General features: G+C 65.5%; 10 protein-coding genes and 4 pseudogenes. 6 read left to right on the top strand and 8 right to left on the bottom strand.

Features of this window, described 5'->3' with window-relative positions:
• The first annotated feature begins 163 nt into the window (after positions 1 to 163).
• From ACIGJC_RS25410 to ACIGJC_RS25400, 3 genes are all read left to right on the top strand, one after another.
• Positions 164 to 595, top strand: coding sequence for a GNAT family N-acetyltransferase (locus ACIGJC_RS25410; protein WP_483712153.1), 432 nt, complete (start codon positions 164 to 166; stop codon positions 593 to 595).
• A gap of 390 nt (positions 596 to 985) precedes the next feature.
• Positions 986 to 1,147 (top strand): alkyl sulfatase C-terminal domain-containing protein, encoded by a 162-nt coding sequence (locus ACIGJC_RS25405; protein ID WP_483714390.1) that lies wholly within the window; start codon positions 986 to 988, stop codon positions 1,145 to 1,147.
• 98 nt (positions 1,148 to 1,245) lie between these two features.
• On the top strand, positions 1,246 to 1,548 hold the full coding sequence (locus ACIGJC_RS25400; protein WP_483712152.1) for a DUF2502 domain-containing protein: 303 nt from the start codon (positions 1,246 to 1,248) through the stop codon (positions 1,546 to 1,548).
• A gap of 194 nt (positions 1,549 to 1,742) precedes the next feature.
• Here the strand turns inward: ACIGJC_RS25400 and ACIGJC_RS25395 are convergent, their stop codons facing one another.
• The 8 genes and pseudogenes from ACIGJC_RS25395 to ACIGJC_RS25360 all read right to left on the bottom strand — a co-directional run bounded on the left by ACIGJC_RS25395 (position 1,743) and on the right by ACIGJC_RS25360 (position 10,587).
• Complete coding sequence (locus ACIGJC_RS25395; RefSeq protein ID WP_483712151.1) at positions 1,743 to 2,867, bottom strand: chromate transporter; 1,125 nt, start codon at positions 2,865 to 2,867, stop codon at positions 1,743 to 1,745.
• Between the two features lie 126 nt (positions 2,868 to 2,993).
• A pseudogene (locus tag ACIGJC_RS25390) lies at positions 2,994 to 3,966 on the bottom strand (chromate resistance protein ChrB domain-containing protein).
• Between the two features lie 242 nt (positions 3,967 to 4,208).
• Positions 4,209 to 5,189, bottom strand: a complete 981-nt coding sequence (surE, locus tag ACIGJC_RS25385) for a 5'/3'-nucleotidase SurE (RefSeq protein WP_483712150.1) — start codon at positions 5,187 to 5,189, stop codon at positions 4,209 to 4,211.
• Positions 5,190 to 5,278: 89 nt separating this feature from the next.
• Positions 5,279 to 6,304 (bottom strand): 4-hydroxy-2-oxovalerate aldolase, encoded by a 1,026-nt coding sequence (gene dmpG / locus ACIGJC_RS25380; RefSeq protein ID WP_483712149.1) that lies wholly within the window; start codon positions 6,302 to 6,304, stop codon positions 5,279 to 5,281.
• Positions 6,305 to 6,315: 11 nt separating this feature from the next.
• Entirely contained in the window at positions 6,316 to 7,221 is a 906-nt protein-coding gene (locus ACIGJC_RS25375) for an acetaldehyde dehydrogenase (acetylating) (protein ID WP_483712148.1), read from the bottom strand.
• Between the two features lie 35 nt (positions 7,222 to 7,256).
• Complete coding sequence (gene dmpE, locus ACIGJC_RS25370; protein ID WP_483712147.1) at positions 7,257 to 8,039, bottom strand: 2-oxopent-4-enoate hydratase; 783 nt, start codon at positions 8,037 to 8,039, stop codon at positions 7,257 to 7,259.
• A gap of 63 nt (positions 8,040 to 8,102) precedes the next feature.
• Positions 8,103 to 9,664, bottom strand: a pseudogene (locus tag ACIGJC_RS25365) (DUF1302 domain-containing protein).
• Positions 9,665 to 9,799: 135 nt separating this feature from the next.
• Positions 9,800 to 10,587 (bottom strand): annotated as a pseudogene (locus tag ACIGJC_RS25360) (SDR family oxidoreductase).
• 127 nt (positions 10,588 to 10,714) lie between these two features.
• Here ACIGJC_RS25360 and ACIGJC_RS25355 point away from each other — a divergent pair.
• The 3 genes and pseudogenes from ACIGJC_RS25355 (at position 10,715) to ACIGJC_RS25345 (ending at position 12,808) form a co-directional block, all read left to right on the top strand.
• Positions 10,715 to 11,587: pseudogene (locus ACIGJC_RS25355) on the top strand (alpha/beta fold hydrolase).
• A gap of 40 nt (positions 11,588 to 11,627) precedes the next feature.
• Positions 11,628 to 12,413, top strand: coding sequence for an SDR family NAD(P)-dependent oxidoreductase (locus ACIGJC_RS25350; RefSeq protein WP_483712146.1), 786 nt, complete (start codon positions 11,628 to 11,630; stop codon positions 12,411 to 12,413).
• Positions 12,414 to 12,430: 17 nt separating this feature from the next.
• Positions 12,431 to 12,808: a nuclear transport factor 2 family protein gene (locus ACIGJC_RS25345; RefSeq protein WP_483712145.1), complete on the top strand. Its 378-nt coding sequence runs from the start codon at positions 12,431 to 12,433 to the stop codon at positions 12,806 to 12,808.
• Positions 12,809 to 12,812 lie beyond the last annotated feature (4 nt).

Here is a 12,812-nt window from a genome sequence, read left to right as displayed (position 1 = left end):
CCGGGTAGGGCCGTCGATCCTCCATTCAGAGGCCGGGCCAAGCTCGATCGGCAGTTCGCGACCCAGAGCGCCCACTCGTGCCGCTCAAGGCCGGACATTTGACGGGAGCGACAATGTCCGGTTATGTGCAAGAATGACACGTCTGTTCAAACTCGACTGATCCATGAATGCGAGTCTCCGCGCCACTATAACCATTCGACGGCTTACACCTGTCGAATGGCCGCAAGCCTTCCCTGTTATCGCTCGGTTGCGCAAACTGGACGAAGCTGAATTTCTCAGACGAGTCCTCCGGCAATCGTATTCCGGGTACGAATTGATTGGAGCTTTCAGAGACGGCGAACTTATTGGCGTCTTGGGCATGCGACCAGTCCACACGTTGGCACGCGGGTCGTATCTGCACGTGGATGATCTAATCGTCGTTGCGGAAGCACGAGGAAGCGGGGTAGGGCACGCCTTGATGGAGTACGCTGAAGCTGACGCACGCGTACGCGACATGAGTGCCGTATTTCTCGACGCGAGACCAGAAGCCGTTTCGTTCTATGAGAGTCGAAATTTCGAGTTGCATCCTGCACCGTCGATGAAGAAAATTCTCTAATCACGCGGCCGCGCGCACGATGGAACCGGAGCCGACCCTAAGCAGTCCGTCAACAATGCCGTGACGGTGCGGCCGAGCTTTGTCGAATAGCGGGCATTCGTCGCCGAGGCGATTTCTAGATGTCCTCGATGGTCTGCCCCGGAACCTCGCGGAGCAGGTTGCCAGCCCATAGCACGGGCGGCTCGTCAGGGCGCGTACCCGTCAAGGGAGAATATTTTCAGAGCGCGCAAAAAAACATTCACTTCTCTTTTCAGTGACGTTGCGGGAGTATTTTCGGCACGCAGCAACGCCGGCACAAGCTCGTTTAGGGCGCCCTCACACACATTGGAACAGGGTAAGGAATGACTAACGGCGGGCGTGCAGGCACAGCAGGCAGATGCAAACGTGACGATGTCACGCGACACGCTGAACGGCATTATCCTGGGCCAGACCAAGATGGCAGATGCGGTGAAGAACGGAAGCGCGAAGGTCACGGGCAACCAGGCCAAGCTGGACGAACTGGTCAGCTACCTCGATACGTTCGAGTTCTGGTTCAACATCGTGACGCCGTAGACCGGCTGACCCGGCGCAGGTGTCGTCACGATGTCCGCGCCGGGACTGGTTCAGGTCAGGTCTTCTCTGAGCAAGATGCCGGTGGGAGATCTCGAAACATGAATTACCAAGGAAGCTCCATGACGAGAACTGTGATTGCGATCATGCTTGCGTGCGGCGCTTGGCATGCAAGCGCGGCTGATTTCAATGTCGACGTAGGGAATGCGCGCATCCAGGCGCCCGGTGTGAACATCACGTTCGGCAGTCGGGATAGCAGGGGCTACTACTGGGATGGCGGGGAGTACCGCGATCCGGACTACTGGCGCAAACACAACGGCCCCAAAGGCGAGAAGTACTACACCGGTCGCGGAAAGGGGAATGGCGGTTGTCCGCCAGGGCAGGCCAAGAAGGGAAAATGCTAGCCGCGTGCAGGGTTGCATCTCTGTCGCTATGAATACGGCCGCAGACGCGGTTGCCCTTTTCGCACAGGGTATTGAATCGGCACCATAAGGGCGATGATGCGGTTGGCTCGGCGACACAGTTGGCCACCGGTGATTAGACCAGTGAGCTTCGAGCGGGCGACCGAGACGGATGTCACCTCAGGATCTCCTGTGACTCAGTGATGCAGCAGCGGATAGGCCACCAGGCCGATCAAGGCCGCTCCTGCAACAATCAGGGGCTCGGGCAGCTTCTTGAACTTCAGCAGCAGGGCCACGGTAACCAGCGCGAGCAGCGCGGTAGGGATATCGACGATCGAACGTTTGGCCAGCACGATGACCGCGCCGGTAATGGCGCCGATGGCGGCAGCGGTAACGCCATCCACGAAGGCCAGAATGGCGGGCAGCTTGCCGTACTTCTTGAAGTACGGCGCAGGCAGGACAGTGAAGAGGTAGCAGGGCAGGAAAGTCGCGGCGGCCGCCACACAAGCCCCTGACAGACCTGCCACGAGATAGCCGATGAAGCCGACCGTGATGACGACCGGCCCGGGTGTGATCATGGCCACCGCCACGGCGTCCACAAACTGCTTGTCGTTCAGCCAGTGGTGTTCGGTGACGACACCGCCGTACAGGAAGGGCACGATGGCAAGTCCCGAACCGAAGACGAATGCGCCGGCCTTGGCAAAGAACACACCAATCTGCGACAAGAGCGGCCAGTCCACCGCACTCATCATGCCGCTGGCTGGCGGCAATGGCGTTGCCGCCAGCGCATTGAGCTTGCCTTGACGCAGCCACTTGGGCGGAGCGCGCCAGAACCAGGCCAGAACACCGGCCGCGACGAACAGCCAGGCCACCTCCGATTCGGTAATGACCGTGACTGCGACGAGAACCAGGTAAATAAACCACAGCAGCTTGTCCTTGCCCACGCTTTTCTTGGTCAGCTTGTGAGCGCTGATCGCGATGATGCCGATCACTGCCGCGCCCACGCCATAGAACACTGACTGCATCCAGGTCAGGCCGCCGAAGCGAACGTAGGCCCAGCCGAGCGCCACCACCATCAGGAACGATGGCAGCACGAAAGCGATGCCAACCAGCGTGGCGCCCAAAATTCGGAAGTGGACATAGCCGAGGTAGATCGCCAACTGGGCCGCCAGCGGGCCCGGTGCCAATTGCGCCAGCGCGAGGCCTTCCTTGTACTCGGCATCGGTGATCCACTGCCGCGCGTCCACCAGGTCCCGGTGCATATAGCCGGCGAGCGCAACCGGACCGCCGAAGCCCAAAGTGCCGAGTCGCAGGAAGTACATCACCATTTGCCGCAAGGTGTATCCAGGGCGTCCTTGCGGTGAATGGACCGGGGAGGCATCAGGGGTGGGGCGAATTCATCTTGTGTCGTCTGAAGGGGAATCTGAAGTGGCCGGATGGGTAACGACCTAGCGCTTGCGCGGGCTTGAGAAATGGCTGTACAGCGAGTCGAGGACACGGCCGACCTCGTCCAGCAATGCATCGTCGTCGGGAAAGCGCTCGCGCGCGCCAGCCAGCATCGCCTCGAAGCCACTGGCTTCCGCAACCGGCGTGCCGCCGATGTCCAGCACATGAATCATCTGGCCAAGGCGCGACAGGCCTTTGTCCTCGTCGAGCCCGAAGCTGGCCTGCAAGACTTCAAAGGAAACACGGTCACCAACATGCGTGAAGGTGGCGCCGTCGAAGTCGAACCCCAGCACGTCATCCGGGCATTGGCGAATGTCCTCGAGCCAGACGAAGGTGGCATGGGGATCAATGAAGCGCCGGATCAGCCAGGCGCAGGCGACCCGGTCTACCCAAAGGTGCCGCCGGGTCGCCCAGCGCCGTCCCTGATACTGGGTGGGGTCGCGCCGCGGAATACTGCCCGCCACGCCATGCGGCTCACCCGGGACAGCAAGATGTCGATGGCCGCATTGAAATCGCGCCATTGCGCTTCGGCGCGGGCGGAAGACTCGCTGGGGAAAAAATCGATCTTGCGGATTGCGTCGAACCCCCGGCCGTGCCGGCGAGCCATGCGCAGCAGTTCCGCCTCGTCCGCGCGACTCAGCGCCGCGCGGGCGCCGGAAAGCTCTGCCATCCAGGCTGCGTATTCGGCAGTCCGGTCGAACAGTGCGCGATACTCGGCTTCTTGCTGTTCGTCGTCGGCTTGAACGGACAGCATCCAGACTTTGCCGTCCTCGCTGGCCGCGTCCTCGGCCAGCGCTTGTAGCTGGGCTCGCTGGCCTGGCAGGTTGGGCAGCAAATAGGCCCCATCGCGAACGACGCGCTGCCCAACGACTTGATGCCGCGCCACAGCCGCATGCGCGGCGTGGCGGCAGAGGTCGGCAGACTGACGACGAGTAGTAGCCAGCCGGCTTCGGGAATGGATGAAAAAGCAGTCATGGGCTCAGCTTAGCTGGGCGTAACGGCTCCTTCAACGTTGTAGAGGTCCCTACAAAATCCCGTGCCTTGATGGACACATTACCGCCGCCGCATTGACTTTGGTCGTGCTCTGCGCCGGGTCGCTGAGGATCCGGAACAGCATGCGGTACAGGAACTGTAGGGCTTGTCCGCACTTATCCGGACGTGCATTGTCGCCTTACTCACTAGTGCAAAGTGATGTTCGGCGACAGACGATAGTGTCTTTAAGGTGCCAGGCCGGCCAGCCCGCGATGCGTATGCCTGAACCGCTCGCGCGCCTCGGCCGAGGGCCGGAAATCCACTTCAAGCGGAGAGATCGTGATGTATCCGGCCAGGAACGCCGGGGTTTCGGCGATGTGCGCGAGGGCATTCGGTTCGCTGTCCGGCGCGCCGACGCCGATCGATACCGTGCCGTCCGGGTTGCGCTGGTACGCCGTGGTGAACGAGTCCACCGTGCCCGCCACGGTCATTCGCACGCCCGCCGGCTGCTGCCTGCCGATCACGGGATAGTTGATGTTCAGCGGCTGCGCCACCGGCAGCAGCGGCTGGCCCGGCGCGCGTCCAGTTTCGAGGCTGGCGATCACGCGCACGAGGAACGCGCCGGCCTTCGGGAACGCGGCCAGCGTGGCGGGGAAGCCCGTTCGCGCTTCGGCGAAGTCGACGCCTACGCTCAGCGCGATGGCGGGCACGCCGCGCCGTGCCGCGAACAGCGCGTTCATCACCGTCCCCGAGTGCGGGATGGAGTCCGACAGGTTCTCGCCGAAATTGGCGCCGGAAACGACCAGGTCGGGCACGAAGCGCTGCTCCGGCCCGACGATCTTCAGCCCCATCGCCGTGGCGTCCACGGGCGAGCCGCTGCCAATGTAGTTCGGGTTGGAGGCATTGAGCGGGCTACCCGCGGCATAGCCGGGCTTGACGCGGTGCACGCAGAAGGTATCGGCGCTGGCGGCAAGCGGTGCCACGACCAGCCGGGTGCTGCCGTCGGGTACGGCGTACGCGGCACCGGAGCCGCTCTGGTTGCCGGCCGGGCCAACCGTGATGACGCGATGTCCGGCATCCTGCAAGGCCTTGCGCACCGCGCTGATGCCGGGCGCCGCGCAGCCGTCGTCATTGGTCAGCAGCACATTGAGCGCGTGCGCGGGGCCGGCAGCGGCGGCCAGTGCCGCGGCGGCGATGGACAGCAGAGGCGTGGAAAGTCTGGGCATGGAAGGGGTCTCCTGTTCTTCTTCGTCTCGATACGTGGAACGTCTGTGCCCGGCGCTGCATGGCCGCGGGGCAGCGGGCCTTGCCGCGCCTACGACACCAGCAGGCCGCGTGCGCGCGCCAGCGTGATGGCCGTGTCTTCGATCATGTCCTCCTGGCCGCCCACCAGCCGCTGGCGGCCCAACTCGACCAGGATCTCGCGCGCGGGAATGCGGTACTTCGCCTCGGCGCGCTTTGCGAACAGCAGGAAGGATGAATACACGCCGGCATAGCCGAGCGTGAGCGCGTCGCGGTCGATGCGGATCGGGTGGTCCATGATCGGCACGACCAGGTCCTCGGCCACGTCGGCAATGCGGAACACGTCGACGCCGGTCTCGATGCCCATGCGCTCGCAGACTGCCACCAGGACTTCCATCGGCGTGTTGCCGGCACCGGCGCCCAGCCCTGCCGCCGCGGCGTCGATGCGGTTCGCGCCGCATGCAATCGCGGCCAGCGAATTGGCCACGCCCATGGCGAGGTTATGGTGGCCATGGAAGCCCAGCTCGGTCTCGGGCTTCAGCGCCTGGCGCACGGCGGTCAGCTTTTCCGTGACGTCGTGCGGCAGCATATGGCCGGCCGAGTCGGTGATGTAGAGGCAGTTGGCGCCGTAGCTTTCCATCAGCAGCGCCTGCTGTACCAGCGTCTGGGCCGGCGCCATATGGGCCATCATCAGGAAGCCGACGGTGTCCATGCCGAGCTTGCGCGCCATGCCGATATGCTGCTCCGACACGTCCGCCTCGGTGCAGTGGGTGGCGACGCGGATGGTATGCACGCCGATTTCATGCGCCATGCGCAGGTGGTCGACAGTGCCGATGCCCGGCAGCAGCAACGCCGAGACGCGCGCCTGCTTCAGTTCGCCCAGCACCGCGCGCAGGTAGTCCTCATCGCTGTGCGCGGGAAAGCCGTAGTTGACCGAGGCGCCGCCAAGGCCGTCGCCGTGAGTCACCTCGATCAGCGGCACGCCGGCGGCGTCCAGGCCGCGGGCGATGCCCTTCATCTGTTCCAGCGAGATCTGGTGGCGCTTCGGGTGCATGCCGTCGCGCAGGGTCATGTCGTGCAGGGTGATGCGTTGGCCCATGGCGTGGCTCCTCAGGCGGTGGTGGTTTCAGGGCTGCCGGCCAGCATTGCGACGGCAATGCACTCGGCGGTGCGGGCCGCGGAGGCGGTCATGATGTCGAGGTTGCCTGCGTACTTTGGCAGGTAATCGCCCAGCCCCTCCACCTCCAGGAAGATCGACACGCGCTTGCCGTCGAACACCGGGCCGTTCTTCAGCGTGTAGCCCGGCACGTACTTGCGCACTTCGGCAATCATGTCGTGCACCGACGCGGTGATGGCGGCCACGGCGGGCGCATCGTCGGTCAGGCAGTGGATGGTGTCGCGCATGATCAGCGGCGGCTCGGCCGGGTTGATCACGATGATGGCCTTGCCCTGGCGCGCGCCGCCCACGGCCTCGATCGCGCCCGCGGTGGTGCGCGTGAATTCGTCGATATTGCGGCGCGTGCCAGGCCCGACCGATCGCGACGACACCGTGGCAACGATCTCGCCATAGGCCACCGGCTGCACGCGCGACACGGCATACACCATCGGGATGGTGGCCTGGCCGCCGCACGTGACCATGTTGACGTTCATCTCGTTGCTGCCGATATGCGCGTCGAGGTTGACGGGCGGCACGCAGAACGGACCGATCGCGGCGGGCGTCAGGTCGATGACGCGCACGCCGCGCGCGGTCAGCTTTGCCGAGTGTTCGGCATGGACGTAGGCGGAGGTGGCGTCGAAGGCGATGCGGATATCGTCGGCCTCAAGATGCGGCAGCAGCCCGTCGATGCCATCGCTGCTGGTCTTCAGGCCGAGCTCGCGGGCGCGCGCGAGGCCTTCGGATGTGGCATCGACGCCGACCATCCACACGGGTTCCAGGACTTCGCTGCGGCGCAGCTTGTAAAGCAGGTCGGTGCCGATATTGCCAGGCCCGATCAGGGCGCATCGGATCTTGTTCATGGTGTCTCGCGTCGCAAGTAGAGAGAATCAGAAGGTCAGCAGAACACGGCGCTGCAGGCGCCGATGCCGCTGATCCGCATGGACAGCTTGTCGCCGGCCTGCACGGGGATCAGCGCCGCCAGCGAACCCGACAGGATGGTCTCGCCTGCCAACAGCGGGATGCCGAAGCTGCCTAGCGTGTTGGCGAGCCACGCCACCGCGTCGGCGGGATGGCCCAGCGCGGCGCTGCCCAGGCCCGTGGCCACGCATTCGCCGTTCTTTTCCAGCACCATCTCGCACGAAGCCAGGTCCAGCGCCTGCGGGCTGACGCGCTCGTCGCCGAGCACGTAGACGCCGCACGAAGCGTTGTCGGCCACGGTGTCCTCGATGCGGATGTTCCAGTCGCGGATGCGCGAGTCGACGATCTCGAAGCACGCTGCCACCGACTCGGTCGCATCGAGCACGTCGTCGCGGGCCACGCCGGGGCCGCGCAGGTCGCGCCGCAGGAAGAAGGCGATCTCGCCTTCGGCGCGCGGCTGGATCAGCGTGTCCGCGGGGATGGGCTGGCCCGCGGCGTAGTGCATGCTTTGCAGCAGGATGCCGAAATCGGGCTGGTGCACGTCCAGCATCTTCTGCACCACCTCGCTGGTCACGCCGATCTTCTTGCCGGTGACGCGGTCGCCGGCCGCCAGCCGGTGCGCGACAAAGCCCTGCTGGATGCGATAGGCGTCGCGCACATCCAGCGTCAGGCCGCGGCCGCTCAGGGGCGGTACGGGCGTGCGCGCGACGAGTGCCTGGTGGAGTTCGTTGCTAAGCGTGGAGATCAGGTCGGCATTCATGGCTGGAAAAATCGGATAGTGGTGCCGCGGCGACGCGCCGCGGCACCATGGGTGATGCGTCCGTCAGAACGAGTACTTGGCGTTGAAGGCCACGTAGTCGCGGTCGGCCAGCGGGCGGTTGACAATGCTCGCCCCGCCGATGAACGCGGCGTAGGTCAGGCCGAGCTCCAGGTTGTTCAGGTACTTGAAGGTCACGCCCACGCTGGCGCGCTTGTCGCCATAGCCCATCAGCGTGCCGAAGGCGCCGGCCACCGCGGACCTGCCGCTGAACTGCTGCGCATAGGTGAGCGGCACCGTCATGTCCCAGCCATCGAACACGTTGTTGTAGGTCAGCGACCAGCCGACCTGAAACGCCGCCGAGTTGCGCGTGTTGGTCAGCTGGCTGAAGCCCATCACCGAATCCACGCCCAGCACGTGCAGGTAGGCGATTTCACCGACCAGCGACTGCGAGTTGGCCAGGAAGGTCGGGCCGATCGAGTAGATCGCCGATAACTGTCCCTGCAGCGCCCGGCCGGGCGACGCGGTGGGCGAGCCGGCCACGTTCACCAGCATCGGGATGCCGTCCTTGTAGCTGATTTCACCGGCGATATTGGCACCGAGCACTTGCGTGGAGAAGCTGGCGCCGGTCAGGTTGATGCCGCTGAAGTACTTCTGCTGGTACTGCAGCGAAGGGAACAGCGAGGTCACGACACTCGGGTTCTTGTCGTGATAGCGCAGCTGGTACAGGCCGATCTCGGTGTCTTCGAACACGCGGAAGCGCGTGCCGATACCCCATTGCCCCCAGTCCGACGGACTGATGTCCGGGCCGCGCGGAATACGGAAGCCGGGCCCGATGATGAACTCCGCGCCCGGGCCGACCACGTCGCTGGTGCTGAAGTAGCTGCCCGGTGCGAAGAGCTGGTTCGGCTTGTAGGTGAACTGGTAATAGCCCATCACGCTGAACGACGGCGTGACCTGCAGCTGCAGCGATGCCTGCGGCACCGGCAACAGGATGTCCTTGACCTCCGCGCCTGGCACGAAGGCCTTGGTGGCATCGGCGGGCCCTTGCGCGCCGGCGATGTTGGCGAAGTACAGGCTCTCGCCCATGCCACCACCTGGTTGCCCAGCTTGAAGCTCAGCTGCGTATCGCCGATCGGCGTGGTGCCATAGACATAGGCGTCGAGCAGCTGGGCGCGCTGCTCGTGATAGTCGCGCGCCGAGCTCGTGAACTCGTTGAACGGGCCGCTGTGGTTGACAGTGAAGGGCGCGTTGTTCGAGTTGGTGCCGCTGTAGGCCCAGTCGTAGAACACGCTGCCACGCACCAGTGCACCGAAGGCATCGTGCTTGACATGCGCCTCGCCCAGCAGCGACACGCGGTTCGCGGTCATGTCGCCGCGCTTGAAGTTGCGGTCGCCGTCGTCGCCGTTGATATTGGCCGGGCTTAGCAGCGTGTTGCTCTGGTTGCCGGTGCGGACCGCCGCGCCATAGGACGCGGTCACGCTGTAGTCCAGCGTGGTGTCGTGGCCGAGGTCGATCGTCTCGCCGGCGTGGGCGGACGGCGCGAGCAGCGTTGCCAGTGCCGCCGCGGCAGCGATCGGCCGTAGCGGGCCGCGGCGTTTCACTGTGCCGGTTCGTGATTGGTGCATGGTGGTCTCCCCTTGGTTTCTGTGGTGGTTCATGGCCTGGCACTTCGAATGGCGCTCATCTGGCCGCAAGCGTAGAGGGGGGAGCCACGTACAAATCGGCAGAATGGACTAGGCGGTTTCCCTACAGGCCGAGGTTCAGCCGCGATTGACCGAGGCCGTGTCGAGAAAGGCCGGACGTTCGCCGCCGCCATCGAGCACGAGGTTGGCGCCGGAGACGTACGAGGCCTGTGGCGAGGCCAGGAACAGGCACGCGCTGGCGATATCGTCAGGCTGTGCGAGTCGGCCCAGCGGCACCGTGGCGGCTGTCGCGCGCAGCGCCTCGGGTCGCCGTAGTGCTGCTGCTGCGAGGTTTCGGTCAGCACCAGCCCCGGACTGACCGCAACCACGCGCACCTTGGGTGCCCATTCCACCGCGAGCGAGCGCACCGCATTGAGGATGCCGGCCTTGGCGGCACCATAGGCCGCCGTGCCCGGCGACGGGCGCAGCGCGCTGATGCTGCCGACGAACAGCTGCGTGCCGCCGCGGGCCTGCTGCTGCATGCGGGCATTGGCGCGCTGCGCGAGTTGCAGGGGTGCCACCAGGTTGAGCCGGATCACCGACTCCAGCAGCCGTGGCGAGGCATCGGCCACCAGCGCGTAGGGCGAGCCGCCGGCGTTGTGCACCACCACATCGAGCGTGGCGCTGTGCTGCGCAATCCGCGCGAGCATGGCGTCGGCTTGCTCGATGTCGCGGATATCGGCCGCGATGAAGTGAGCGCGGCGACCCTCCGCGTGCGGCAGCTCGCCGTCGTGCGCGGGCGCGGTGCGTCCGCAGACGAAGACCTGCGCGCCCGCGCGCAGGAAGGCTTCGCTGATGGCGCGGCCAATGCCGCGCATGCCGCCGGTGACCAGCACGGTCTGCCCGGTGTAGTCGAATCCTGTCATGGGTCCCCCCTGGTGCATGGAGCGCCCATCGTAGGAGAAGTGGCCGTGCCGTTCTTAGTCCGAATGAACGATGCCCCGGTGGCTGGCGCTGCGCAATATCCCAGCCAACCACACCGGAGACGCTCTCATGTCCGCTACGTCACAGCAAACGCCATCCTCCCTGCATCCGAACCTGCCGGTCGGGCGCTTCATCACCACGTCGGCGGGCCTGCGGCTGCACTGCCTCGACACGGGCAGCGGAGAGCCGGTGGTCTTTATCCACGGCAGCGGGCCGGGGCGAGCGGGCACAGCAACTTCCGCCATAACGCGCCGGCATTCGCGCAGGCGGGCTTCCGCACGGTGGTGGTGGACCTGCCGGGCTATGGGCAGTCGTCCAAGCCGGATGATGTCGAATACACACTGGACTTCTTTGTCGCCGCGCTGCGCGAGCAGTTGCTGGCACTTGAGCTGCCGCGCTGCGTGCTCGTCGGCAATTCGCTGGGCGGTGCCATCGCGCTGCAGTACGCGCTGGACTTCCCCGAGCATGTCAGCCGCCTGGTGATGATGGCGCCGGGGGGCGTGGAAGAACGCGAGACCTATTTCCAGATGGCGGGCATCCAGCGCATGGTGTCGCTGTTCACCGGCGGCCACATGAACCCCGACACCATGCGCCAGTTGCTGCAACTGCTGGTGCACGACGCCAGCCTGGTCACCGACGCGCGCTGGTGGACGAGCGCATGGCGGTGTGCCGCGAGCAGCCGCGCGAGGTGCTGGCCACCATGAGAGTGCCCAACCTGACGGCGCGTCTGGGCGAGATCCGCTGCCCGGTGCTCGGCTTCTGGGGCACGGAGGACCAGTTCAATCCAGCCGCCGGCGCGATGAATTCCTGAGCGGCTGCGCCGATGCCCGCTTCGTCATGATCAACCGTTGCGGCCACTGGGTGATGGTCGAGCACGCGGCCTATTTCAATCGCGAGTGCCTCGGCTTCCTGGCCGAAACGGCACAGGGCGGCGCGGCATAATTGGTGCCCGCAGGCAACCAGCAAGACCGCAGGAGATATCATGGAACACCCGTACAACCTGTTCGACCTGCGCGGCAAGGTGGCCGCGATCACCGGTGCCGCGCGCGGCATCGGCGCGGAGACGGCGCGTGTACTGGCAGCGGCCGGTGCGAAGGTCGCCGTGCTCGATGTGCTGGAGGCGGATGGCAAGGCCACTGCTGAAGCGATCCGCGGCGCGGGCGGCGAGGCCGCGTTCTGGACGCTCGACGTTACCAGCGAAAGCGAGGTCGCACGCGTGCTCGACGAGGTCGCGGCCCGTTTCGGCGGGCTCGGTATCCTGGTCAACAACGCCGGTATCGAAGGACCGAACACGCCCACCCACGAAGTCACGCTGGAGCAATGGCAGCAGGTGATGGCGGTGAACGTGACCGGCACCTTCCTGTGTACCAAGCACGCGATCGCGCACATGGAGCGCGCCGGCGGCGGCGCCATTGTCAACGTCTCGTCGATGTACGGCATCGCCGGCGGCGCGGACGTGCCGCCTTACCACGCGTCCAAGGCCGCAGTGCGGATGATGGCCAAGACCGATGCCATGCTTTACGCGGCCAGGGGCATCCGCTCGAACTCGATCCATCCCGGCTATATCCGCACGCCGATGCTCGAACACGTGGCACAGGCATCGGGGCAGGGCGAAGCACTGTTCGATTACCTCGGCGGCCTGACACCGATCGGCAAGGTGGGCCAGCCGCGCGACATCGCGGCAGGCATCCTCTATCTGGTGTCCGACGCCGGACGCTACGTGACCGGCGCCGAGCTGGTGATCGACGGTGGCTACACCGCACGCTGAACGACAAGGAGAATCCCATGCCCGATAGCGCCGCGATGAAAGCCACGCTGCTCGCCTATGTCGAGCGCTTCAATGCCGGCGACGCCGACGGCGTCGCCGCGCTCTACGCCGACGATGCCACGGTGGAGGACCCGGTCGGCGCGCAGCCGATCGCTGGCAAGCCGGCCATCCTGGCCTTCTACCAGCACGCCACTTCGGTTAACGCGCGGCTGGAGGTAGTGGCGTCGCCGCGCGGCTCGCGCGGCGACGCCGCCGCGCTGACCTTCGCGGTCCACGCGCGTCTCGAAGGCCGGCCGGCGCGCATCGACGTGACCGACATCATGACGTTCGCCGCGGACGGGCGCATCCAGAGCATGCGCGCCCACTGGGGGCCGGACGACGTGCATTTCCTGTAACGCG

The sequence above is a fragment of the Cupriavidus sp. C3SS-1 genome, assembly GCF_057073755.1.
This window is presented reverse-complemented; position numbering and strand designations above follow the sequence as displayed.

Coding starts and splice junctions, on each gene's coding strand:
- ACIGJC_RS25410 (WP_483712153.1), top strand. CDS start 164: ATGAATGCGAGTCTCCGCGCCACTATAACCATTCGACGGCTTACACCT.
- ACIGJC_RS25405 (WP_483714390.1), top strand. CDS start 986: ATGTCACGCGACACGCTGAACGGCATTATCCTGGGCCAGACCAAGATG.
- ACIGJC_RS25400 (WP_483712152.1), top strand. CDS start 1,246: ATGAATTACCAAGGAAGCTCCATGACGAGAACTGTGATTGCGATCATG.
- ACIGJC_RS25395 (WP_483712151.1), bottom strand. CDS start 2,867: ATGTACTTCCTGCGACTCGGCACTTTGGGCTTCGGCGGTCCGGTTGCG.
- surE (WP_483712150.1), bottom strand. CDS start 5,189: ATGCCCAGACTTTCCACGCCTCTGCTGTCCATCGCCGCCGCGGCACTG.
- dmpG (WP_483712149.1), bottom strand. CDS start 6,304: ATGGGCCAACGCATCACCCTGCACGACATGACCCTGCGCGACGGCATG.
- ACIGJC_RS25375 (WP_483712148.1), bottom strand. CDS start 7,221: ATGAACAAGATCCGATGCGCCCTGATCGGGCCTGGCAATATCGGCACC.
- dmpE (WP_483712147.1), bottom strand. CDS start 8,039: ATGAATGCCGACCTGATCTCCACGCTTAGCAACGAACTCCACCAGGCA.
- ACIGJC_RS25350 (WP_483712146.1), top strand. CDS start 11,628: ATGGAACACCCGTACAACCTGTTCGACCTGCGCGGCAAGGTGGCCGCG.
- ACIGJC_RS25345 (WP_483712145.1), top strand. CDS start 12,431: ATGCCCGATAGCGCCGCGATGAAAGCCACGCTGCTCGCCTATGTCGAG.